The following is a 23,037-nucleotide window of genomic DNA, read 5'->3' as shown; positions in this document are numbered from 1 at the left end:
CGCATGAGCGATCCCCGCGTCACCCGGCTTACAGCCGGACGTGGGTGCAGGACACCGGCGGTCGCGCCGGTCGACAATGGTGAAACCCAACCCTTGAGGACCCCGGGTGCCGGACACGGCACCCGGGGTCCTTGTGATGCGCCCCTTGTGATGCGGAGGTGGAATGATTCCTGACCAAGACAGACCGGCCACCCCGGCCGGAGCGGACAAGTTCGACGACGAGCACTACCCCGGCTACACCATGGGCCGGGCCGCGGACATGCTCGGCACCACCCAAGGCTTCCTGCGCAGCCTCGACGAAGCCGGCCTGATCACCCCCCAACGCTCCGACGGCGGCCACCGCCGCTACACCCGGCACCAGCTCCGCCTCGCCGCCCGCGCCCGCGAACTGGTCGACCACGGCACCCCCATCGACGCCGCCTGCCGCATCATCACCCTCGAAGACCAGCTCCACGAAGCACAACGCCACAACCGGTCCCTCGAAAGCGAATCCGGCAGCTGACGCCACGCTCAAGGTTCGGCACGCGGCCTCGTCGCCGCGTGCCGAAATGCCCGGCCCCCTGCGGCGCCCGGGGCACAACCGGCCCACGTCGCAGCAGGTCCGCGCGGCGGCCCGCAGTTCGTCCGCGGCCTTCGCCCCGCAGCCTCCGGTGAACCCGCGCAGCGGAGCGGTGTCCCGTGCCCGTCTCCCCCACACACTTGACGTCGCCCCGAGCCGGATGTTCTCATCTCTGGGAGCGCTCCCAGCCCTGTCGAACCCATCGAACATCGGATCAAGGGGAGTTCAATGAAGCGCTCCATCGCTGCGCTGGCGGCCGCCGGCGCGACGGTTCTCGGCTCCGCGGCCGTCCTGGTCGTCCCCCACGCCGCGGCCGCCGCTCAAGGCTGCCGGGTCGACTACAGCGTCACCAACCAGTGGCAGGGCGGGTTCCAGGCCGGGGTCAAGGTGACGAACCTCGGCGACGCCCTGTCCGGCTGGTCACTCCGGTTCACCTTCCCCGACGCCGGCCAGAAAGTGGCCCAGGGCTGGAACGCCACGTGGTCGCAGTCCGGCGCGACGGCGACCGCCACCAACGCCGACTGGAACCGGGCACTGGCTCCGGGTGCGTCGACCGACCTCGGCTTCACCGGCACCACGACCGGCGCCAACCCGGTACCGGCCGCCTTCAGCCTCAACGGCGTCACCTGCACCGGGTCCACCGGCCCGGCGCCGACGACGACCAGCACCCCCACCACGACCGGCACTCCCCCCACGACACCGTCCCCCGGCGACACCCCGCTGGCGGCCAACGGGCAGCTGCACGTCTGCGGCGTCCACCTGTGCAACGAGGCGAACCGGGCGATCCAGCTGCGCGGCATGAGCACGCACGGCCTCCAGTGGTTCGACTCGTGCTACAACGACGCGTCCCTCGACGCCCTCGCGAAGGACTGGCACGCCGACCTGCTGCGCATCGCCATGTACGTGCAGGAAAAGGGCTACGAGACCAACCCGGCGTGGTTCACCGACCGGGTCAACGGCCTGGTCGGTGAGGCCGAGGAACGCGGGATGTACGCGGTGATCGACTTCCACACCCTCACCCCCGGCGACCCGAACTACAACCTCGACCGCGCCAAGACCTTCTTCGCGGCGGTGGCCGCGCGCAACGCGGCCAGGAAGAACGTCATCTACGAAATCGCCAACGAACCCAACGGCGTCAGCTGGAGCGCCATCAAGAACTACGCCGAGCAGGTCATCCCGGTGATCCGCGCCGCCGACCCGGACGCCGTCGTGATCGTCGGCACCCGCGGCTGGTCCTCCCTGGGTGTCTCCGACGGCTCCAGCGAAACGGAGATCGTCAACAACCCCGTCAACGCCACCAACATCATGTACACGTTCCACTTCTACGCCGCCAGCCACAAGGACAACTACCGCTCCACGGTGAGCCGGGCGGCGACGAAACTGCCGCTGTTCGTGACGGAGTTCGGCACGGTGACCGCCACCGGCGGTGGCGCGCTGGACCAGGCGAGCACCACGGCCTGGCTGGACCTGCTCGACCAGCTGAAGATCAGCTACGCGAACTGGACGTACTCCGACGCCGACGAAAGCAGCGCCGCCCTGCGGCCCGGCACCTGCGCCGGCGGCGATTACGGCACCGGCACGCTGACCGCGTCCGGCGCACTGGTCCGGAGCCGCATCAGCACTCCCGACAGTTTCTGATCCCCGGGGGCGGGGGTTCCGGGGCCCGGGACCCCGCCCCCTTCCTCAACCACCAGGTTGACAACCTTGCGTCGACACCCTAGCGTCTGGCGTCAACCGAAGAGTTGAGGAAGACAGGTGGACGAAAGCACCGAGCGGCTGAACCGGGCGTTCGCGGCACTGGCCGACCCGACGCGGCGCGATCTGGTGGCGCGGCTGGCGGGCGCGGATGCGACCGTGGGCGAGCTGGCCGAGCCGTACGCCATGAGCCTCCAGGCGGTTTCCAAGCACGTGAAGGTGCTGGAGGAAGCCGGGCTGGTGACCCGCAGCAAGGACGCCCAGCGCCGGCCGGTCCACCTGGACGCGGAGGTGTTCGATCTGATGACCAAGTGGATCGACCGGTACCGGCGGCAGGCCGAGGAGCGCTACCGGCGTCTCGACGCCCTGCTCGGCCGCATGACCGGCGACGAAGCCCAACCCCGTGAGGACGCATCATGACCATGGCGAAACACGAGACCGGGATCGAGGCCGACGCGAAGGTCCCGACGATCCGGATCGTCCGGGAGTTCGACGCCACCCCCGAGCAGGTGTTCCGCGCCCACGTCGACCCCGAGCTCTACGCGCAGTGGGTCGGCCCGCACTCGGTCACCACGAGGATCCTCCGGTGGGACGCGCGCACGGGCGGCGAGTGGGCCTTCGCCAACGACCGGGGCGGCGAAGAGATCGCCGCTTTCCACGGCAGCTTCCACGAAGTGCGGCCGCCCGAGCGGATCGTGTGGACGTTCACCTACGACGGCGAGCCCGACGGCGTCGCCCTGGAAACGCTGACCCTCGAAGAGACCGAAGACGGCCGCACCCGGCTGCAGGCACTGAGTGTGGTGCAGGACTTCGAAACCCGGGACGGCATGCTGGCGAGCGGCATGGACGCCGGGCTCCGCGAGGGGTACGCCAAGCTCGACGAACTGCTCGCGAAGGAGTCCTGACATGACATCGGCACCCACGGGCCCCGCGCACCAGCACGCGGCCGAAGCCGCCCGCTTCACCGAGCTGGTCGAGTCGGCCTCGGCCGGCGACTGGGCGCGGCCGGCGCCGGTCGCGGAGTGGACGGCGCTCGACGTCGTGAAGCACCTGGTCGAGTGGCCTCGCGGCTTTCTCCGGGGCGCCGGGATCGAACTCCCGGCGCTGGCCGTCGACGCCGACCCGGCCGCCGCCTGGAAGCAGCACGTCGCCGACATCCAGGCGATCGTCGAGGATCCCGCCGGGCGGGTGCTCAGCAACCCGCACACCGGGGACCGGCCGGTGGACGAGGCGATCGACCAGTTCTACACGGGCGACATCTGGCTGCACTCCTGGGACCTGGCCAAGGCGCTCGGCCGCGAGCCGGACCTGGGCGAGCAGCGTTGCGCCGAGGCGCTGGCCGGGATGCGGCCGATGGAGCAGCTGCTGCGCGACAGCGGGCAGTTCGGTCCCGCGGTGCCCGTCGACGACGGTGCTCCGGCGCAGGACAGGCTGATGGGCTTCCTCGGCCGCGACCCGGCCTGGCGGCCCTGAGCCCGGCCGGTCAGGGCCACGTGTTCGCGAGCCTCCGGAACGTCTCCGGGTCACTGTGGATCGGCACCACGCAGAGCAGGTGACCGCCGGGCGCGCGCAGGGTGTGGCAGTCCAGCCAGCGGGAGACGGGCTCCGCGCCCAGCGCGGTCAGGCGGCCAACCTCCGCCGCGACGTCGTCGGTCTCGATGTCGACGTGGTAGCGGGGTGCGCCGTCGATCGCCTGGATGTCGACGATCAAGCCGGGAAGGGCACCGTCCAGTGCGGTGAACTGTTCTTCGCCGGCCACGGAACGCGCCGGCGCACCCAGCGCGGCGGACCAGAAGCCGGCCGCCGCCCCGGATTCGGCGGCGGGCGTGTCGATGAAGATCCCGAACAACCGGCTGCGGTGCACGGCGTGAGGCTACCCGGAGCGTGGTGGTCGCGCAGGGCTTCTCGTCAGCCGGGCAACGCTCCCCCGTGGCCGGCCGGCGAAGACTGGTACGCCAGGGCTTCGCCGGCCGGCCACCGCGAACCGTGAGGCCGCGGAACGTGGGTGGTCAGGGCAGCCAGCAGACGTCGCCCGCGTAGCCGGGAACCAGGCCGATCCGGTCCTCGTAGTTCACCCCGTTCACCGTCACCCTGCTGAACACGGTCACGCAGACGTTGCCCCCGGTCCCGAAGTGCTGGATGCCACCGGCATAGGTTTCGTACGTGCCGGAATCGGCCCAGGGCGTCTGCCACGTGGTGCGGCGGAGAACGATCTCCATGTGGTGGCGGCCCTCGATGTTGTCGAAGGTCTTCGCGCACAGAGTGCCGTTGTCGGCACTGGTGTAGTGGACCTCCACATAAGAACCGGCGTAGCCGCCCGCAGCGCTGAACAAGGGCGCGTCGTACACCAGGACACCCGTGCACGTGGACACCGGTCCCCCGTAGCCCGGCGGCGGCCCCTCCACGAGACCGTCCCGGACCGACGCCCCCGCCGAGGCCGAGCCGGCCACGGCGCCGGCCAGGGACAGGACGACGGCACAGAGCACGGTCACTGTTCGACGAAGGGGTGCAAACCTCTTCCGCATGGTTCCTCCTTGGGCCTGTCGCGGTCCGGAGCGGAGCCGCGACAGAACACGCGCCGGAGGCCGAGCCGGTTTATCCGGCCGGACCGCGCGTGGGGCCGGGAACGCGGGAGGCGATTGACAACCGCCAGGGCGCGGAGGACTCTGGGAGCGCTTCCAGACAACGCCGCCGGGGCCGCTTTCGCCTGCCGCGGCACCGAAGGCGGAAGGAGAGTCCATGGGATCCGCCTCCCGCCGCCCGGCCACGCGCCCGGCCGTCTTCGCCGCGATCGCCGTGCTCGTCGTCGGGGTTTCCCTGCTGTGGCCCTGGAAGTCGGGGGCCGCGCCGGTGACACCGGTGACGGGCAACGCGACCCACTTCGACGCGCTCGGTGCCCCCTACGGCGGTTGCGGTCTGCCCCAGGAGATGCTCGACTCCCCGGACTTCGTCGCCCTCAACGTCTACAACACCCCGGGTGACTACAGCTTCTACCCCCGGCCGATCCCGCCTTCGCAGGCCGCCAAGATCGGCCTGTGGGACAACGGCCGCAACTGCGGGCGGTTCGTGCAGGTCACCATCGGCGACTACTGCACCGGGACCAACGACGGCGCGCCGGGACAAGCGTTCTGCCGCAACGGTTCCTGGGTGTCCGACGGCTACGCCGGCGCGCAGCTGACCATGGTCGTGGCCGACAGCTGCGGCGACTCGAACGCCTGGTGCCGCGACGATCCCGGCCACCTCGACCTGGCGACCGCGTCGCTCAACCGGTTCGTGAAGAACGGCGTCCCGGTCGGGGACATGAACCCCGCGCATTGGAACAACCGGCGGATCTCCTGGTCCTACGTGGCCGCCCCGAGCTACACCGGCGACCTGAAACTCGGCTTCCTCCAAGGCGCGCAACGGTATTGGACCGCCATTGCCGTGTCGCACCTGCCCAACGGCGTCCACGGCGTGGAGTTCCTCGGCGCGGACGGCACCTGGCAGCAGGCCCAACCCGACAGCGACCTGGGCCAGGCCTTCGTGATCGGCCCGACCGCCACGGCCGGCACCGCGTACGCGATCCGGGTCCGGGACGCGAGTGACACGCTCGTCAACGACGGCCGCGTCTACCGCTTCACGTTGCCGGACCAGTGCCTTTCCGGGTGCTCGGCCGCCTACACCGGCATCAGCTACACGACCGGGACCAGTACCCCGACCACGACCCCCACCACCACGACTCCCACCACGCCGACCACCCCGGCCGGGGCGTCGTGCACGGCGACCGCCGCGGTCACGTCGTCGTGGACCGGGGGCCACCAGCTGGAATTCACCGTGCGGAACACCGGCTCGGCCGCGCTTTCGGGCTGGGCCACGGCGTTCTCGTTCGCGGGCACCCAGCAGGTGACCAACTCGTGGAACGCCGTGCCCACGCAGACGGGCCAGCAGGTGCGGGCGGCCAACCAGACCTACAACGGGACGCTGGCCGCCGGGGCGACGACCACCTGGGGTGCCGTCGTGAGCGGCACGGCCCAGCCGCTGGCCGGGTTGGCCTGCACCGCCCGCTGACCCTCAGCGGATAGTCGCCCAGAACCCGGTCAGCGCCGCGGCGGCGCGGGCCGGGTCCTCGGTCATCCACCAGTGGCCCGCGCCGTCGAGGACGGCGACGCGGGCTCCGGCACGGGCGGCCGACCGGCGGCGTTGTTCCCCGGTGCCGACGACGTGGTCGGCCGTGGCCAGGATGGCGAGACCCGGCCGGGCCGCCGCGCGTTCCAGCGGCAACCCCAGGCCGAGCCCACCCGACGCGGCCGACCGGTACAGGGTCAGCACCGCGCGGCCCATCGCCTCGTCCTGCCCCGCCGCGACGCGGGCCGCGACCGCCCGGCCCATCCCCCGCTCCACCAGCACCGCGGTGCGTTCCGCCACCGTGCCACCGAACCTCGCGGCGACGTCGGCCTCGCCGATACCCGGCGTCTGCCAGCGGCGGGCGAGTTCGTGCCACTCGTACCCGGGGTCGTAGGCCCCGAGCACGTCGCTGACCCAGCTGCGAACCAGGTCAGGGTGGCTCAGCACGACGTTCACCACGTGCGCACCGCCCAGGTCGTGGCCCACCAGGTCCACCGGCTCGCCGAACGCCGCGAGTTCGCCGGCCAGCCAGTCGTGGTAGCCGGCGGGGGTGGCGCCGAAGCCGGCGGGCAGGGGCGCACCGAAGCCGGGCGGGGACAGGCGGACGACGTCGGACCGCGACGGCGTGAGCTCGGCCAGCAGCGGATCCCAGACCGCCGCCGTCTCGGGGTTGCCGTGCACGAACACCACCGGCATCAGGCCGCCATCGGCGTGGTCGGCTGCAGCACCGACTCCACCAGCGCCTCGGTGCGCAGGTGGGTGATCGCCTGGTATTCGGGGTCGCGGATCATGGCCGCGAACGCCGCCCGGTCCGGGTAGCGGACCAGCACCACCATGTCCCAGGCCTGCCCGTCCTCGCCGACGATCGGCGGGCCGCCGACGCCGAGGTACTCCACCGCCAAGCCGTAGCGGGGGTTGAGGTCACGGCCGATGGCTTCGGCGTAGCGCTGGTAGCTTTCGCGGCCGCCGTCCGGGCGGAACCGCAGCAGGTTGAGCATGACGACGGGGCCGCCCGGGTCGTCGGCGAGCAGGGCGTCAAGGGCGCGGTCTTCGACTTCGATCATCAGAACCTCCTGGAGTGCGTGCCACCACCCTACACATACTTGTTAGTCGACACGCAAGTTACTTTGCTAGACTCCATCCCATGCCCACCGCACGCCGCACCCAGCAGGAACGCCGCGACCAGGCCGAAACCGCGCTGCTGACCGCCGCCGCCGAACTCGTCGTCGAGCAGGGCGTCCGCGCCCTGACCCTCGCCCGCGTCGGCGAACGAGCGGGGTACAGCCGCGGCATCGTCACCCACCACTTCGGCGCGAAGCAGGCACTGGTCGAGCGGCTCGCACGCGCCACCCAGGCCGGGTTCGTCCCGGGCCTGGAGGACCTGCCGCCCGGGCTCGACCGCCTGCTGCGGCTGATCGACGGCTACCTCGGCGAACTCGGCCGGATCGGGGTGTTCAACCAGGCTTTCCTGCTGCTGTGGGCGGAATCCGCGACCCAGCCGGAACTGGCCCCGATCTTCCGCGAGCGGGACGCCGCCTTCCGCGCCGACCTGGCCGAAGACGTCGAGGCCGGCATCGAAGCCGGCACCATCGACGCGAGCGCGGACGCGGACGAGGTGGCGATCGCCGTCGTCGGCCAGCTGCGCGGGATCGCGTTGCAGCGGCTGCTCGATCCGGGAAGCGTCGACACCGAACGGCTGCGCCACAGCGTCACCGGCCAGTGGCGCCGGGCCCTCCGGCGGTGAACAACCCGCGCCGTTGCGATTCGGTCAACGGCGCAACAGATCCGAGCACGACCACCGATCGCGAAATGGCCCACCAAGAGTCGGTCATGAACCTCTCCCAGGACTCCGGCGCCGGTCTGGCCCCCGACGACGTACACCCCGACCACCCGAAATGGCAGCAGGCCTACGGAGAACACCTCCAAGCCCGCCGGGTGTTCGTCGACAGCGCACTGAAGCACATACGCAGCCTTGCCGAAAAATGAGCCGGCGCCGCCGGTGGCCACCGGGCCTTGCGAGGCGGAACCGACCGAAGGCCGGCTCCGCCCGGCCCGGCTACCTCAGGTAACTCGCCAGCGGGATCTTCTGGTCCCGCAACGCCTTCGCCACCACGCCGGCGATCTTGTCCGCACCGGCGGCTTCGAAGTGCGTGTGGTCGTTGCAGAAGAACGCGCCGACCGCGCCCTGGGTGTAGTCGCCGTTGTTCGGGCACAGCTTGAGCGTGTTGTACAGCGTGTAGCTCAGCTTGTGCAGGTCGATCACCGGGCTTCCGGTTGCCGTGCCCGCGGCGGCGGTCTCGGTCAGGAAGCCGCGGTTGCCGACGGCGGTGCTGCCGCTGCACGTGATCGCCGCGACCGGGGTCAGCAGGATCGGGTGGGCGCCGCGGTCCCGGGCCGCCTTGGCCATGGTCGTCAGCAGGCTCTGGTAGCGGGCGCGGCCCACGTGCCGCGGGCAGTTCGGGTCGCCGTCGTTGATGCCGAACTGGACGACCAGGTAGTCGCCCGCGTGCATCCCCTGGACCGGGTCGAGCATGTCCAGCCACCGCTGGGCGTACGTCTTCGGGTTCACCACGCACTCGCCGGCGGAGTCCTTTTGGCCGGTGACGTTCGATTCGTACAGCCACGTCTGGACGCTGCGCCCCGCCACCGCCTTGTTGACGACCGTGACGTCGTCGGTGAACAGCCGGTCGAACCGGCTCCCCCAGCCCACCGGGCAGGTCGACTTCGGGTCCGCCATGGTCGAGTCGCCCGCCATCCACACCTTGATCGCGGGAGCCGCCGCCGTCTTCGCGACGGTGGTGCCCGCAGCGCACGCCGCGCCGGGTGCCGCGGCCGCCGTCCCGGTCCCCACCACCAGCGGGGCGGTCAGCACCAGCGCCACGGTCAGGACGAGCCTGCGCAGTCTGTCGTTCACCGAGGAGTCCACGGATGTCCCTCCACATAGGATTCGAGCCGGGTACGGTCCCAGGCGCCGTCGGCCACGACGACGCGGTAACGCAGGTTCAGTGTCCCGCCCGGCGCAAGGCCGAGCTCGTCGAAGAACGCGAACGACGGGTTCACCGCCGGGAACGGCGTCGCGCGGACGAACCAGCGGGTGACCTCGTTGCCGGGGTGGTCGAGGAACAGCAGGGTGGACGACCGGTCCACCTCGTCGTGGTGCCCGACGTAGGCCAGCCACGGGGCTTCCTTGCCCATCATCCCCGGACCGCCCTGGCCGTCCGCGGCGATGATCTCGCCGTCGGTGAACGCCCTCGGTCCGCGCCAGAACAACCCGGTGTACCCGGCCAGGTCCCGCCCGCTGGTCGTCGGGCTGCCGAACACCAGCGGCGCGCCCCGCACGTTCGTCAGCTCGGTGGCGAACTCCAGCGCCCACGACTCGCCGTCGACGTCGTGGACGGCGAGTCGCCGGACCTCGTCCACCCAGTGCTCGCCGGCCTGGGTGTGCCAGGTCAGCCGTTCCGCGAAGCCATCCTGTTCCACGACGAGGTCCACGTGCCGCATGGTGCCGACGTTCGGCAGCTCCAGGTAACCCCGGTCGCGCACGTACGTCACGCCGCCCCAGAAGTTCTGGCCGGACACGTCCGTGGCGGTCATCTGCAGGCCCTTGTGCCACCGGTGATCGTGCGGCCGGAACGCCGTCACGACGTCACCGGCGAGCGTCCGCACCGGGTGCAGGTACGGCTTCGGGCCTTCGAACGGCGACGTCGGCGGCTGGTACACGTACCGGAACAGCTCCACCTCACCGGCGCGCGCCGCCACGCCGTCGCCGGTGAGGACGATCTCGGCGGTCATCGGGCCGCGTCGATGTCGGCCTGCAGCTCGGCGATGAACGCCTGGGCCGCCTTGTCCGGGGTGGCCCGGCCGAACAGCACGTCTTCGGTGTGCCGCTTGAGGATCGTTTCGACCGTGCTGGCGCCGTTGGGGGTGACGCGGGGCGGATCGGTCACCGTGATCCGGTTCAGGTAGTCGGCCGCCGCCTTGTCGGTGGGCTTCAGGCCGCCGTCGATGGCCGTGCGGATCGTCCTGTTGGCCGGCACACCGCGGTCGGTCAGCATGATCTTCGCCGCGTCCGGGTCGTTGGCCAGGAAGTCCAGCAGCAGCGCGGCTTCCGCCGGGTGCTGCGACCGGGCCGAGACCGACCAGAACATCGACGGCTTGTAGTACTCGGCGTGCGCCTGGGCCTCCCCGGGCAGCTTCAGCAGCTTCAGCTTCTGGCCGCTCGCGGCGCTCAAGGCGGTCAGCTGGGTGTTCCAGTAGAAGCCGAACGCGGTGGCGTTGGTGGCCACGGCCGACTGGCTGAGCGTGCCGCCGGCCTTCTCGATGGTGACCGACGGCGGCGGCGCGGCACCGCCGTGGGCCAGGTCGAGCAGGTAGGCGAAGTAGCGGGTGAGCACCTCGGGCGCGATGGCCACCTTGCCCTTGTCGTCGAACAGCGTCCCGCCCGCCTGGCGGGCCCGGATCTGCAGGCCGCCCGCGTCGCTGAAGCCCGGGGACTGCACGCCCCACACCGCGCCGCCGCCGGCTTTCGACACCTGCTCCCCGACCTTCTTCAGGTCGTCCCACGACCACGTGTTGTCGTCCGGGAGCGGGATCCCGTACCTGGCCAGCAAGTCGGTGTTGGCCACCATCGCGTACGAGCCGAGGCCCACGGGCAGACCGTACTGCTGCGCGTCGATCGCGCCGGTGGCCAGCGCCTTGGGGTCGAAGTCGCCGGTCTTGAGGTGGGTCTTCTCGGTGTTCAGGTCCAGCAGCGCGCCGCGCTGGGCGTAGGAGGCGAGGTAGAGCTCGTCCATCTGGATGACGTCGGGGGCGTCGTTGGCGGCGACCGTGGTGGCCAGGCTGTCCCAGTAGCTGTTCCAGTCCTTGAACTCCCCGCGCACGGTGACGTTCGGGTGCTTCTTCTGGAAGAGGTCGATCACCTGCTGGGTCCGCTTGTGCCGGTCGTCGGCGCCCCACCAGGAGAAGCGCAGTGTCACCGGCCCGGCCGACAGCTCGTCACCCCCGCCGGAGGAGGACGAACAGGCGACCGGCAGGGCCGCGGTCATCGTCAGCAGCACCGCCCACACGGCGTGGCGGAGGAGTCTCGAGCGCATGGCCTGGATTCCTTTCGGGAGCTACTTGCCCCCGGTAGTGGCGATCCCGCGGACGAGGTACCGCTGCCCGAAGAGGAACGCCAGGAAGATGGGGAGGACGGAGAGGACGCTCATCGCGAACAGGGACCCCCACGAGGTGGTCGACGTGGCGTCGACGAACGAGCGCAGGGCGACGGGGACGGTGTACATCTGCGGGTCGGTCAGGTAGATCAGCTGGCTGAAGAAGTCGTTCCAGGTCCAGATGAACGTGAAGATCGTCGTGGTGGCCAGCGCCGGTTTCATCAGAGGCAGGATGATCCGCAGGAAGATCCGGGGGTGCCCGCAGCCGTCGATGCGCGCCGCCTCGTCCAGCTCCCGCGGCAGCCCGCGGATGAACTGCACCATGAGGAAGACGAAGAACGCGTCGGTGGCCAGCACCTTCGGCACGATCAGCGGCAGGAACGTGTTCACCCAGCCCAGCTGGGAGAACAGGATGTACTGCGGCACGATGATCACGTGCACCGGCAGCATGATGGTGCCGAGCATGACGGCGAACCACCAGCGCTTGCCGGTGAACTCCAGGCGCGCGAAGGCATACGCGGCCATCGAACACGACACCAGGTTCCCGACGATGCAGCCCAGCACCACGATCGCCGAGTTGACCAGGTAGTGGCCGAACGGCGAAGCCAGCGCGGTCCAGCCGTCGGCGTAGTTCTGCACCCGCAGGTGGTCCAGCACCAGACCCGGGCTGCGGAAGATCTCGTCGTTCGGCCGCAGCGAGCTGACAACCATCCACAGCACCGGGTACAGCATGAGCACCGCGAGCAGCAGCAGACCGAGGTGCTTCCCGGCGGTCCTCAGGACACCGCGGGCGGACGGCCGCCGGGCGCGCTGTCGCGCACGCGGCGGGACGGCGGTGGCCGGCGGGGTGGCGGTCTCAGTCGTCATAGAACACCCAGAACCTCGACGCCCAGAAGTTGAGGCCGGTGATCCCGGCGATGATCAGCAGCAGGGACCACGCCAGTGCCGACGCGTAGCCCATGTCGAACCGCGCGAAACCCTGCTGGTACAGGTAAAGCGTGTAGAGCATGGTCGAGTCCGCCGGCCCGCCGGTGCCGCCGGAGACCACGAACGCCTGGGTGAACGACTGGAACGCGTGGATGATCTGGAGGACCAGGTTGAAGAAGATGATCGGCGACAGCAGCGGCAGGGTGATCCGCCGGAACCGCGTCGCCTTGCCCGCGCCGTCGATGGCCGCGGCCTCGTAGTACACCCGGGGGATCTGCCGCAGCCCGGCCAGGAAGATGATCATCGGCGCGCCGAACGTCCACACGTTGAGCACGATCAGCGTCGACAGCGCCGAATCCGGGTCGGAAATCCACCCGTGCCCGCTGATCCCCACCAGGCCGAGCACGCGGTTGACCAGCCCCTCGGTGCCGAAGATCTGCCGCCACAGCACCGCGATCGCCACACTCGATCCCAGCAGCGACGGCAGGTAGAACGCCGACCGGTAGAACGCCAGGCCCCGCAGGCCCCGGTCCAGCAGCATGGCGACCCCCAGTGCGCACGCCAGCTGCACCGGCACCGAGACCAGGACGTAGGTGAACGTGACGCGCAGCGCGTTGTGCAGCCGCTCGTCGCCGAAGATCCGGGCGAAGTTGCCCAGCCCGATGAACTTGGGCGGCTGGATCAGGTTGTACTTGGTGAAGCCCAGCCCGAGCGACGCCGCGATCGGGCCGGCGGTGATGAACACCAGCCCGGCGAACCACGGCAGCAGGAACCAGAACGCGGCCTTGTTGTCCCGCTTGGTGGACCGCGCGCCGCGCCGGCGCAGTCCCCGGAGTTCGTCGAGGGTGCTCACGCCGTCGCCTCGTCGGTGAGACTCGGAAAACGCATTCCAGCAGTGTGGCGGGCAGCACAGTGCTGGTCAAGAGTGCTCGTGAAGAGTTCCGGAAGAGAGCCGGTCAGCCGGCCGTCGCGGCCCGTTCCCGGGTGCTGTCGCGGACGACCAGCCGCCCTTCGACGGTCACGTGGGTGACCGCACCGGGTTCGCCGAGGGCGAGCCGGATCGCCTCCGTCCCGGCGTACGCGAGCGGCAGCGCGACGGTGGTCAGCCTCGGCGTGACGTTGACCGCCGCCCCGATGTCGTCGAAGCCGGTCAGCGACACGTCGTCCGGCACAGCGACCTCGGCTTCGCGCAGGGCGCGCAGCGCGCCGACGGCGATCAGGTCGTTGACCGCCAGGATGGCGTCGGTCCCCCGCAGCCCTTCGGCGGCCAGGCGGTGCGCCACCTCGTACCCGCCTTCCCGGCTCACCGGGCAGTGCACGATCCGCACGGCGGACTCGGCGACGCCCCCCGCGCGGAGTCCTTCGACGAACCCGGCGGTCCGGGCGGCCGGAGCGGCCTCGCCCCGGCCGCCCGCGACGACCACGACCCGCCGGTGCCCCGTGTCGGCCACGTACCGGCCGAGCCGGGCCGCCGCTCGGTGGTTGTCGAACCCGACCGAGTGGAACGGCAGGTCGGTGTCCCCGACGATCACCACGCGGCCGCCGTCGTGCTCGTACGCCCGCAGCTCCGCGAGCAGCCCGCCGGCCACCGCGTCGGCGTCGACCCGGCCCGAAGTCAGCACCAGCGCCCGCGGCCGCAGCGCGCGGACCCGGCGGATGGTCTCCAGCTGGCGGCCGGGGTCGCCGTGGGTCGCCGAGACGGTGACGAACGCGCCGGTGGTGCTGGCCGCCCGCTCCATCGCCGACACCACGATGGCCATCGACGGCGTGGTGACGTCGTCGGCCACCAGCGCCAGCGAGTCGCTCACCTGCCGCATCGCCCGCGCGGAGGCGTCCGCCGTGTAGCGCAGCCGCTCGGCCGCGGCCAGCACCCGCTCGCGGAACTCCGGCGCGACGGTCCGGGAGCTGGCCCCCAGCACCCGGGACGCCGTCGCGAGCGAAACCCCCGCGGCCGCCGCCACGTCGTGCAGCGTCACGGTGTCCCGCGCCGGATGCGGCATGGCCTACCCCACTTCGAACGCGCCGATGTCCGGCTTGCCGGTGTACAGCGGGGCCCCCGCGTAGTCGCGGCCGCCGTTGCCGCTGATCGCGACGCCCCGGTCGATGGCGGGCGAGCCGGAACGAACCCGCAGACCGTACGCCGCGGTGAGCCGCGGCCCGGACTGCGGTGTGCCCGCCGTGTAGTCCGGCGCCCCGGTGAACTGCGGGTCCGCGCGGACGGCGTGGGCGTCACCGGCGGGCACCGGCAGGGTCGCGCCCCCGTACAGGTTGCTGTCGTAGCGGATCGTCGAGCTGGTGGTGAGCGACGCCCCGGCCACCTTCGAGTACAGGATGTTGTCCGAGATGTCGTAGGTCGAGGTCAGCGACGTTCCGTAGCCGTAGACCAGGTACTTCCCGCGGTCGTTGTAGAGCGTGTTGCCGTACACCTTGGCCTTCGACGCCTTGTCGGAGTGCAGGTAGACCGGGTAGCGGGTGTTGCCGGCGATCACGTTGTAGCGCAGCACGACGTCGCCGAAGACGAACTGGCACAGCAGGATGCCGTCGCCGTTGCCGTGCGACCAGTTGTACTGGACGACCACCTTGGTGGTGCCCTTGTCGGCGTCGATGCCGTTGGAGTCCGCGCCGTGGGCCTTCGGCGTGGTCCCGGCGACCTCGTTGGACTGGATGGTCACGTCGTCGGCGAAGTACGCCTCGATGCCCGACGTCCCGGCCCGGTCGACGACGTTCTGCTCGACGACCGCGTGCCGGACGCCGGTGAGGTACACGCCGTTGCACCCGTAGGCGGTGCCCGGCTGGCTGAGGTGGTTGCCGCGGATGACCACGTTCGTGTGCGGAGTGAACCTGGTGTCGCCCGCACTCGTGCGGCTTCCCCAGCCGGTGGCCACGGCACCGGGGGCGTCCCCGGAGTACTGCTTGACCACGATGCCGGCGAACGAGGTGTTCGCGATGACCGAGTTCTGGACCGTGATGTCGTCGAGCACCGTCGGGGCCGCCGGGGCGCCGGGGTTCGCCACCGCGGCGTCGAAGACGATGCCGCCGGTCTTCTTCGACCGGTCCCAGCCCATCTTGAAGTGGATGCCGGGCGCGTTGTCCGCCGTGTCGCCGCTGATCCAGTTCACCTCGCCGGTGACGTCGTGGACGTTCACCCCGTCGACGACGAAGCCGTGGAGGGGCCGGCCGGCGCTGCCGGTGACGTGGATCCCCCGCAGGTCCTTCAGGTTCGCGCCCGGGGTGCTCGTCGCGGGCGCCTGGTTGGTCACCTCGAGGTGCCGGATCGTCCAGAACTCCTGGTCGGCCAGGCGGACGGTGTCGCCCACCGCACCGGCTCCGTCGATCCGCGGGTTCGCGCCGTCGCCGTACCGGTCGACGGTGACCGGCGCACCCGAAGCGCCGGAGCCCTTCGGCCACAGCTGCCCGGTCCACCGGCCGCCCGCCCGCAGCAGGATCCGGTCCCCGGGGCGGAAAGTCGTCTGGCCGACCCGCGCGAGACTGCGCCAGGCGTGCGCGCTGTCCGTCCCGGCTGCGCTGTCGTTGCCCTGCGCCGCGTCGACGTAGTAACTGACGCCGGCGGCCTGTGCGCCCGCGGGGGCAGCGAGAACGGCCGGCACCGAGGCGGCCAGCAGGGCCACCGCGAACAGGCCGGGGGCGGGGTGCCTCAAGACACGGAACACGTGCTACTCCTCACGCCGTTGTGGAGCCACATGTCCGACACTGTCGGGATCTGTCGGAAAACGTATTCCACCACCTATCGTCGAGTTGCACAAGAACCGCGAATCGACGGAAAGAGCCCGCCACCCCATGACCGAGGCACCCACCGGCTCCTCCCCCACGCTGCGGGACGTCGCCACGGAGGCCGGCGTCTCCGCGGCCACGGCGTCGCGCGCGCTCAACGGCAGCACCCGCAACGTCAGCGCGGAAAAGCTGGCGCTCGTGCTGCAGGCGGCCGCGAAACTCGGTTACGCGCCGAACCTTTCGGCCCAGGCCACCGCCCGGGGCTCGACGAAGACGGTCGCGCTGATCGTCCACGACATCGCCGACCCGTACTTCGCCGCCATCGCCGCGGGGGCCATCGAAGGCGCCGAAGCCGCCGGCCTGACGGTGACCATGGCGGTCACCGACCGTTCACCGGAACGCGAACTGGAGATCGTCTCGACCCTGCGCGGTCACCGGCCGCACGCGATCATCCTCGCCGGCAGCCGGATCGCGGACGACGAGGACGCGCTCGCCGGCGAACTGCGGGCGTACGAAGCCGCGGGCGGCCGCGTGGCCGTGGTGAGCCAGCCGTCCCTGCCGTACGGGACGGTCACCGTCGACAACCGCCGGGCCGCCGAGGAGCTGGCGGCCGCACTGGTCGCCCACGGGTACCGGCGGTTCGCGGTGCTGCACGGGCCCCCCGCGCTGCGCACGTCCCGCGACCGCGCGGAAGGGTTCGTCGCCGGCCTCGCCGCGGCGGGGATCGCCGGGGCGGAACAAGTCGGAACCGGGTTCACCGAAGACGGCGGCCACGCGGCCATGACCCGGCTGCTCGACCGCGGCCTCGACGGCGTCGAGCTCGTGTTCGCGGTCAACGACGTGATGGCGATCGGTGCCCTGCGCGCACTGCGCGATGCGGGCCTGGTCCCGGGCCGCGACCTCGCGGTGGCGGGCTTCGACGACATCAGCGCCGCCACGGACGTCGACCCCGCCCTGACCACCGTCGGCGTCCCCATGCGGGCGATGGGCCGCCGCGCGCTCGACCTCGCGCTGGCCGACGCGGCCGAGGGCGAGGTCGTGTGGCTGCCGACGACCGTCGTCCTGCGGGAAAGCACCCCACGCCGTCCCGGGTAGGCAGGCCACCGACCGGGCCGGCACGATCCACAAAGGACGCGTGGGCGCTTCCGGCACGGGCGGGTCAGCGGTGCTCCTCCCGCAGCGCGTAGCGGCGCTCGGCGTAGGCGAGGTCGTCCCGCCACAACCGGGCGGCGGCGCGGCGCATGAGCGGGCGCAGGGCCGGGGCGAAGGGGGCCACCCTGGCGAAGCCCGGCCGGTCGGAGGCGGCGATCGTCGCCTCGATCACCGCGGTGCGCGGCCGGCCGTCGGGGCCGGGGCCGAGCGGGGTCGCGTGCGTCTCCACCACGCTGCCGGTGCCCTCACCGTCCACAATGGTCATCAGCACCGTGCGCGGGCCGGGGCAGGTGAACTCGGCGATCACCGGGACGCCGATCTTCCCGGCGAGCCGGAACGTCACCTCGACGACGAACCGGTCGTCGGCCTCGGCGACGTCGATGCCCTGTGGTGCCGACAGCACGCGCAGCCGCGCGAACGAGTACGGGTGGAACCACGCGCCGTGCCACGGGTCGAGGCGATTGGCGACGACGTCTTCGGGCTCGCAGGTGCCGGCCAGCGTCGCGACGGCGTCGACCGTGGTGCCGGGCGGGCGCACCGGCACCACCGGGCGCTCGGTGGGCTCTTCGCCGCCGAGCCGGTCGAGCCGCACCCACGCCAGGACGCCGTCGTCGTACGACGGCAGGGCCGTCCACCCGGGACGGTCCGCGCCGACGCGCAGGCCGTGCCACCGGCAGACCAGCTCACCGCAGTGCACCCGCGCCTGGTCCAGCGGTGCGCCGAGGTGGGGACACGCGCCCGGGCCGACGAGCAGCGCACCGTCCGGCCCGCGCCACGCGACCAGTTCGCGCCCGCCCACCCGCACGCCGAACGGCCGGTCGGCGCGCACTTCCCGGCCGGCCGCGAAGACGAACCAGTTGCCGGCCGGCCGGGCACCCGCCCGCTTGACCGCTGCCTCGATCAGCGCGGGGCTGCAGTCCGCGTAGGCGGGTTCCTGCCGGGCCCACGCCGGCTCCCGGAACGGCTGCACCGGCCACCGCGCCGGCCAGCGCTCGATAACCTGCCGCTTGAGGTCCACCCGACACGCTCCCGCCCGATCCGGCCGGTCGGGACGACCGGCACGCGAGCCATCCTCGGTCACTTGAAGCGATTGCGCAACGCTTTGCCCGGCACCCCGGGCAGCCTTCACGCCTTCAGGCGGTCAGTGGCCAGGCCGACCGCGGCGGCGAGGTCGTCGACCCAGGTGACGTCCAGCTCGAGGAGACCGGCCCACCCCGGTCCCGCGACGGCGACCTCGACGCCGCGCCGCCGCAGCCGACGGGCGAGCAGGTCGTCGACGGTGGTGGCGGACATCGCCCAGAGGAACGCCACGACGGGGTCGAGCTTGGCCGCGATGGCGATCGTCGTCTCGGCGGGGACCATCTGGCCCAGGTAGACCGCCGGGATGCCGACTTCCGCCATGGCCGCCCGCAGCACCTCCATGGGCAGGCTGTGCCGCTCCTGGGGGCAGCAGGCCAGCAGCACCGGCCGGCCGGGCGGGGTGTTCGCGAACCCGGCGCTGTAGCGCTGCAGGGCACGGGAGATCTCCGTGGTCAGCACCCATTCGGAGTCGAAGCACACGTCGCCGCGCACCCAGCGGCCGCCGAGGTGGCGCAGCACCGGGACCAGCACGCCGGTCCACGCCGCGGCGGGTCCGAGCGCGTCCAGCGTTTCGTCCAGCAACGCGGCCAGCGACGCGAATTCGAGGGCTTCCGCGGCCCGCTCGAGCTCCTCGATGTGCCGGTCCACGGAGACCTCGGGCACCGGGTCGCCGAGGCTGGAGAACGCCGCCGCGGCGGCTTCCCTGGCCCGCATCCCGCGGTCGATGAGCCGCTGCATGTACTGCAGCCGGCGGACGTCGGCGTCGGAGTACCGCCGGTGCCGCCCGTCGTCGCGCAGCGTGGGACCGACGCCGTAGCGCGCGGCCCACGTCCGCAGCGTCACCGGCGAGACACCGAGCAGTTCGGCGACCTTGCCGGGCGTCCACGAGCCCCCGGCCCGGGGCTCCTCCCGGCCACTCCCCGCGTCCACGTCCATCAGCACCACGTTTCCACACGCCGGGACGAGCGGTACAGCGAGACGACCCGATCGGATCGCTTGCGCAACGCTGCCGGGTGTCGGAGCCCCTTTTCCCGGGTTCAAGTGGACAAGCTACGCCTCATGTGAAACGGTTGCGAATCGAATCAGTGACACGGGAGGGCGGCCGATGACCGCGACCATGACGACGGGGACCGTCCCCACCGGGAGTGCGGCCACCGAGGGGCTGGACGCACTGGCCCGGCGTTGCCTCGCCGAGGCGCACGGTTTCGTGAGCGAGCGGGCGGCGGAACACTTCTCCGGACGCGCCGAGGGAGCACTGGCCGAAACCGCGCTGCCGGAGTTCGTCGCGGGCGGAAAGTGCCTCCGCCCGCTGTTCGCGTACGTGGGGTGGCGGTGCGGGCAGCCGGAGTCCGGCGCCGCGATCCGGGCGGTGGCCGCGCTCGAACTGCTGCACTGCTTCGCCCTGGTCCAGGACGACGTGATGGACGGCTCGCCGCTGCGCCGGGGCCGTCCCGCCCTGCACGTCCGGTTCACCCGCTGGCACGAGGAGCAGGGCTGGGCCGGTTCGGCGTCCCGGTTCGGCGAGTCCGCCGCGATCCTGTTCGGCGACCTCTTCCTGGTGTGGTCCGAGCAGCTGCTGCGCGAAAGCGGCCTGACCGCGGGACAGCTGGCGCGCGGCTGGGTGCACTACGACGCGATGCGGACGGAGCTGGCCGTCGGCCAGCTGGCCGACCTGGTGAACGACGCGCGGGCCCTGCCGAGCTGGGACACCGTGCTCGACGTCCTGCGCCGCAAGTCCGGCAACTACACGGTGCGGCGGCCGCTGGAGTTCGGTGCGGCGCTGGCCGGGTGCGGCCCGGAGCTGACGGCCGGGCTGGCCGAGTTCGGCGGCCTGGTGGGCGAGGCGTTCCAGCTCCGCGACGACCTGCTGGGCGTGTTCGGCGATCCCACCGTCACGGGCAAGCCGGCCGGACAGGACCTGCGCGACCGCAAGGCGTCCAGCGTGGTCGTGCTCGCCGCGGCGATGGCAGGCCGGCGCCGCCAGGCCGCCTTCACCGAGCTGCTCGAGCTCCCCACGATCGACGACGACGCGGTCAGCCGCTGGCGCGAACTCATCGTCGCCACCGGCGCGCGGGAGCGCATGGGCGAGCTGATCAGGGAACGGGCCGACAAGGCCCTCGCGGCGATCGACCCCGCGGTCGTCCCCCGCCACGCCGCCGACCTGCTCGCCACCCTGGCGGCCCGCTGCACGGAGCGCGACCGATGAAGACCGTGCCCGGACCGGTGGATCGCGTCGTCGTCGTGGGCGCCGGTCTGGCCGGGCTGGCCGCGGCTCTGCACCTCGCCGGGCGGGGCCGGGAAGTGACCGTCCTCGAGCGGGATCCGGGCCCGGGCGGCCGCGCCGGACGCGTCGAGCGGGACGGCTACCTCCTCGACACCGGGCCCACCGTGCTGACCATGCCGTCGATCCTGCGGGACACCTTCGGCGCGGTCGGCGCCGAGCTCGCGGCGGAACTGCCGCTGACCCGGCTGGACCCGGCGTACGTCGCGCAGTTCGCCGACGGCAGCACGCTGCCCGTGCACACCGACGCGGCCGCGATGACCGACGCGATCCGCGACTTCGCCGGGCCGGCCGAGGCCGCGGGCTACACCCGCCTGCGCGACTGGCTGACGAAGCTGTACCGGGCCGAGTTCGGCCGGTTCATCGACGCGAACATCGACTCCCCGCTCGACATGCTCCGGCCGGAACTGGCCCGGCTCGTGGCGCTCGGCGGGTTCCGGCGGCTGGACGGTCAGGTCGGCCGGTTCCTCGCCGACGAGCGGCTGAAACGGGTGTTCACCTTCCAGGCGCTCTACGCGGGTGAATCCCCGATGCGGGCGCTCGCCCTGTACGCGGTCATCTCGTACATGGACACCGTCGGCGGGGTCTACTTCCCGCCCGGCGGCGTCGCGGCCCTGCCGCGGGCGCTCGCCCGCGTCGCGGCCGACGCCGGGGTGAAGTTCGGCTACGGCGACGCCGTGAGCGGGCTCGACCGCGCCGGAGCCCGGGTCACCGCGGTCCGCACCGCCGCCGGGGCCCGCTACCCGTGCGACGCCGTCGTCCTCACCACCGAGCTGCCCGAAAGCTACCGGCTGCTCGGCCGGCGTCCGCGACGGCCGGTGCCGCTGAGGGCCGCGCCGTCCGCGCTCGTCGTGCACGCCGGCGGCCCCTCCGGGCAGGCCGGCCTCGCCCACCACACCATCTCCTTCGGGCACGGGTGGCGGTCGACGTTCGACGAGCTCATCGCGCAGGGCAGGCGGATGAGCGATCCGTCGCTGCTCGTCACGCGGCCGACCGCGTCCGATCCCGGGCTCGCCCCGCCCGGTCGCGAGCTCTACTCGATCCTCGCCCCCGTCCCGAACCTCGACCGCGGCCCCGCGGACTGGGCCACCGAGACGGCGTCCTACGCCGAAGAGATCCTCGACGTGGCCCGGACCCGGCTCCTCCCCGGCTTCGAACCGGAGTTCACGCACGTCATCGGCCCGGCCGAGTGGGCGGACCGCGGCCTGGTCGCCGGGACGCCGTTCGGCTACGCGCACTCCTTCGCCCAGACCGGGCCGTTCCGGCCGCGGAACCTCCCCCGCGGGACGGACAACGTCGTCCTGGCCGGCGGCGCCACGGTGCCGGGCGTCGGGGTGCCGACCGTGCTGATTTCCGGCAGACTGGCTGCGGACCGGATCACCGGAGGGACCCGATGACCCGACGCGAACTCGACGCCGCCGGCATCCACGAACCCGGGCTGCGCGTGGCCTACACCTGGTGCCGCGGGCTCAACGCCCGGCACGGCCGCACGTACTTCCTCGCGACGCGGTTGCTGACCCCGGCGCAGCGGCCGGCGATCCACGCGCTGTACGGCTTCGCGCGGTGGCTCGACGACATCGTCGACGAACCGGACGACGACGCCACCCCCGAAACGCTCGCCCGCCGCCTGGACGAGGTCGAGAGCCGCTTCCTCGCCGACCTCGCCGCGGGGGCGAGCGAGGACCCGCTGCTGACCGCGGTGATCGACACGGCGGCCCGGTACACGCTGGCCGAGGCGTACTTCCGCGCGTTCTTCACCTCGATGCGGATGGACCTCAGCGTCACCGGCTACGCCACCCGCGGCGAGCTCGACACCTACGTGCACGGCTCGGCCGAGGTGATCGGGCTCCAGGTGCTGCCGGTGCTCGGCACCGTCGCGCCCCGCGCGGAGGCCGAGCCGAGGGCCGCCGCGCTCGGCAAAGCGTTCCAGCTCACCAACTTCCTGCGCGACGTCGCCGAAGACCTGGCCCGCGGGCGCGTCTACCTGCCGGCCGACGAGCTGTCCGCCCACGGCGTCGACCGCGACCGGCTGGCGTGGTGCGCCCGGCAGGGCCGGGCCGATCAGCCCGTCCGGGCCGCGATCCGCGACCAGATCGCCGTCACCCGCGAGGTGTACGCCGAGGCGAAGCCGGGAATCGCCATGCTGCACCCGGTTTCCCGCCCGTGCGTGGCCACGGCGGCGACGTTGTACGCCGGGATCCTCGGCCGCATCGAAGACGCCGGGCACGACGTCTTCGCCGGGCGCGCGGCGGTCCCCCGCGGGCAGCGGCTGGCGGTCGCCTGCGGTGCGGTCGCGCGCACGCAGTGGGCACGGCGTCGCCACCGCGCGCCGGTCCCGGTGGCGGTGGGCTGAG

25 protein-coding genes are annotated in these 23,037 nt (G+C 72.1%); 12 read left to right on the top strand and 13 right to left on the bottom strand.

What is annotated here, in order from left to right; translation table 11 throughout:
* Positions 1-163 precede the first annotated feature (163 nt).
* From AB0F15_RS29655 to AB0F15_RS29635, 5 genes are all read left to right on the top strand, one after another.
* Positions 164-502: a MerR family transcriptional regulator gene (locus AB0F15_RS29655; protein ID WP_360277239.1), complete on the top strand. Its 339-nt coding sequence runs from the start codon at positions 164-166 to the stop codon at positions 500-502.
* Between the two features lie 285 nt (positions 503-787).
* The gene (locus tag AB0F15_RS29650; RefSeq protein WP_360277237.1) at positions 788-2,197 is read left to right on the top strand and encodes a cellulase family glycosylhydrolase; all 1,410 of its coding nucleotides are present in this window, start codon (positions 788-790) and stop codon (positions 2,195-2,197) included.
* A gap of 117 nt (positions 2,198-2,314) precedes the next feature.
* Positions 2,315-2,674, top strand: a complete 360-nt coding sequence (locus AB0F15_RS29645) for a metalloregulator ArsR/SmtB family transcription factor (protein ID WP_360277234.1) — start codon at positions 2,315-2,317, stop codon at positions 2,672-2,674.
* Entirely contained in the window at positions 2,671-3,159 is a 489-nt protein-coding gene (locus AB0F15_RS29640; RefSeq protein ID WP_360277231.1) for an SRPBCC family protein, read from the top strand. Before AB0F15_RS29645 ends, AB0F15_RS29640 begins: the two co-directional genes overlap by 4 nt.
* Before the next feature lies 1 nt (position 3,160).
* The gene (locus AB0F15_RS29635) at positions 3,161-3,727 is read left to right on the top strand and encodes a maleylpyruvate isomerase family mycothiol-dependent enzyme (RefSeq protein WP_360277228.1); all 567 of its coding nucleotides are present in this window, start codon (positions 3,161-3,163) and stop codon (positions 3,725-3,727) included.
* Between the two features lie 10 nt (positions 3,728-3,737).
* Here the strand turns inward: AB0F15_RS29635 and AB0F15_RS29630 are convergent, their stop codons facing one another.
* Both AB0F15_RS29630 and AB0F15_RS29625 read right to left on the bottom strand, forming a co-directional pair.
* The gene (locus AB0F15_RS29630) at positions 3,738-4,118 is read right to left on the bottom strand and encodes a VOC family protein (protein WP_360277225.1); all 381 of its coding nucleotides are present in this window, start codon (positions 4,116-4,118) and stop codon (positions 3,738-3,740) included.
* A 145-nt stretch (positions 4,119-4,263) separates the two neighbouring features.
* Positions 4,264-4,746, bottom strand: coding sequence for a hypothetical protein (locus tag AB0F15_RS29625; RefSeq protein ID WP_360277222.1), 483 nt, complete (start codon positions 4,744-4,746; stop codon positions 4,264-4,266).
* Positions 4,747-4,993: 247 nt separating this feature from the next.
* On the opposite strand from AB0F15_RS29625, the gene AB0F15_RS29620 reads away from it, so the two are divergent.
* Positions 4,994-6,301: a cellulose binding domain-containing protein gene (locus AB0F15_RS29620; protein WP_360277219.1), complete on the top strand. Its 1,308-nt coding sequence runs from the start codon at positions 4,994-4,996 to the stop codon at positions 6,299-6,301.
* Positions 6,302-6,304: 3 nt separating this feature from the next.
* Here the strand turns inward: AB0F15_RS29620 and AB0F15_RS29615 are convergent, their stop codons facing one another.
* Positions 6,305-7,054, bottom strand: coding sequence for an alpha/beta hydrolase (locus AB0F15_RS29615; RefSeq protein WP_360277216.1), 750 nt, complete (start codon positions 7,052-7,054; stop codon positions 6,305-6,307).
* A complete protein-coding gene (locus AB0F15_RS29610; protein ID WP_360277213.1) occupies positions 7,054-7,422 on the bottom strand; it encodes a DUF1330 domain-containing protein in 369 nt (122 codons plus the stop codon). Before AB0F15_RS29610 ends, AB0F15_RS29615 begins: the two co-directional genes overlap by 1 nt.
* A gap of 80 nt (positions 7,423-7,502) precedes the next feature.
* Here AB0F15_RS29610 and AB0F15_RS29605 point away from each other — a divergent pair, with 80 nt between their 5' ends.
* Positions 7,503-8,102: a TetR/AcrR family transcriptional regulator gene (locus AB0F15_RS29605; RefSeq protein WP_360277210.1), complete on the top strand. Its 600-nt coding sequence runs from the start codon at positions 7,503-7,505 to the stop codon at positions 8,100-8,102.
* Entirely contained in the window at positions 8,099-8,344 is a 246-nt protein-coding gene (locus AB0F15_RS29600) for a hypothetical protein (RefSeq protein ID WP_360277207.1), read from the top strand. The genes AB0F15_RS29605 and AB0F15_RS29600 overlap by 4 nt, the downstream gene beginning before the upstream one ends.
* A gap of 70 nt (positions 8,345-8,414) precedes the next feature.
* Here AB0F15_RS29600 and AB0F15_RS29595 read toward each other — a convergent pair whose 3' ends face one another.
* From AB0F15_RS29595 to AB0F15_RS29565, 7 genes are all read right to left on the bottom strand, one after another.
* Entirely contained in the window at positions 8,415-9,272 is an 858-nt protein-coding gene (locus AB0F15_RS29595; RefSeq protein ID WP_360277204.1) for an SGNH/GDSL hydrolase family protein, read from the bottom strand.
* Positions 9,269-10,150 carry a PmoA family protein gene (locus AB0F15_RS29590; RefSeq protein ID WP_360277201.1) on the bottom strand — a complete coding sequence of 294 codons (882 nt, stop codon included), beginning with the start codon at positions 10,148-10,150 and terminating at the stop codon, positions 9,269-9,271. Before AB0F15_RS29590 ends, AB0F15_RS29595 begins: the two co-directional genes overlap by 4 nt.
* The gene (locus AB0F15_RS29585; RefSeq protein ID WP_360277198.1) at positions 10,147-11,451 is read right to left on the bottom strand and encodes an extracellular solute-binding protein; all 1,305 of its coding nucleotides are present in this window, start codon (positions 11,449-11,451) and stop codon (positions 10,147-10,149) included. Before AB0F15_RS29585 ends, AB0F15_RS29590 begins: the two co-directional genes overlap by 4 nt.
* Before the next feature lie 21 nt (positions 11,452-11,472).
* The gene (locus tag AB0F15_RS29580; RefSeq protein WP_360277195.1) at positions 11,473-12,378 is read right to left on the bottom strand and encodes a carbohydrate ABC transporter permease; all 906 of its coding nucleotides are present in this window, start codon (positions 12,376-12,378) and stop codon (positions 11,473-11,475) included.
* Complete coding sequence (locus AB0F15_RS29575; RefSeq protein WP_360277192.1) at positions 12,368-13,291, bottom strand: sugar ABC transporter permease; 924 nt, start codon at positions 13,289-13,291, stop codon at positions 12,368-12,370. The genes AB0F15_RS29580 and AB0F15_RS29575 overlap by 11 nt, the downstream gene beginning before the upstream one ends.
* A gap of 103 nt (positions 13,292-13,394) precedes the next feature.
* Complete coding sequence (locus tag AB0F15_RS29570) at positions 13,395-14,438, bottom strand: LacI family DNA-binding transcriptional regulator (RefSeq protein WP_360277189.1); 1,044 nt, start codon at positions 14,436-14,438, stop codon at positions 13,395-13,397.
* Positions 14,439-14,441: 3 nt separating this feature from the next.
* Positions 14,442-16,109 (bottom strand): right-handed parallel beta-helix repeat-containing protein, encoded by a 1,668-nt coding sequence (locus AB0F15_RS29565; protein ID WP_360277186.1) that lies wholly within the window; start codon positions 16,107-16,109, stop codon positions 14,442-14,444.
* A 127-nt stretch (positions 16,110-16,236) separates the two neighbouring features.
* On the opposite strand from AB0F15_RS29565, the gene AB0F15_RS29560 reads away from it, so the two are divergent.
* A complete protein-coding gene (locus AB0F15_RS29560) occupies positions 16,237-17,265 on the top strand; it encodes a LacI family DNA-binding transcriptional regulator (protein ID WP_360277184.1) in 1,029 nt (342 codons plus the stop codon).
* Between the two features lie 64 nt (positions 17,266-17,329).
* Here the strand turns inward: AB0F15_RS29560 and AB0F15_RS29555 are convergent, their stop codons facing one another.
* A complete protein-coding gene (locus AB0F15_RS29555; RefSeq protein ID WP_360277181.1) occupies positions 17,330-18,340 on the bottom strand; it encodes a DUF5914 domain-containing protein in 1,011 nt (336 codons plus the stop codon).
* 107 nt (positions 18,341-18,447) lie between these two features.
* Positions 18,448-19,338 (bottom strand): MerR family transcriptional regulator, encoded by an 891-nt coding sequence (locus AB0F15_RS29550; protein WP_360277179.1) that lies wholly within the window; start codon positions 19,336-19,338, stop codon positions 18,448-18,450.
* Between the two features lie 169 nt (positions 19,339-19,507).
* Here AB0F15_RS29550 and AB0F15_RS29545 point away from each other — a divergent pair, with 169 nt between their 5' ends.
* From AB0F15_RS29545 to AB0F15_RS29535, 3 genes are read left to right on the top strand one after another with little or no spacing between them, the layout of a single operon-like run.
* A complete protein-coding gene (locus AB0F15_RS29545) occupies positions 19,508-20,608 on the top strand; it encodes a polyprenyl synthetase family protein (RefSeq protein WP_360277176.1) in 1,101 nt (366 codons plus the stop codon).
* Positions 20,605-22,080: a phytoene desaturase family protein gene (crtI, locus tag AB0F15_RS29540; RefSeq protein ID WP_360277173.1), complete on the top strand. Its 1,476-nt coding sequence runs from the start codon at positions 20,605-20,607 to the stop codon at positions 22,078-22,080. Before AB0F15_RS29545 ends, crtI begins: the two co-directional genes overlap by 4 nt.
* Positions 22,077-23,036: a phytoene/squalene synthase family protein gene (locus tag AB0F15_RS29535; protein WP_360277171.1), complete on the top strand. Its 960-nt coding sequence runs from the start codon at positions 22,077-22,079 to the stop codon at positions 23,034-23,036. The genes crtI and AB0F15_RS29535 overlap by 4 nt, the downstream gene beginning before the upstream one ends.
* Position 23,037: the final 1 nt, after the last annotated feature.

The sequence above is a fragment of the Amycolatopsis sp. NPDC026612 genome, from assembly GCF_040638285.1.
Lineage (GTDB): Bacteria > Actinomycetota > Actinomycetes > Mycobacteriales > Pseudonocardiaceae > Amycolatopsis.
This window is presented reverse-complemented; position numbering and strand designations above follow the sequence as displayed.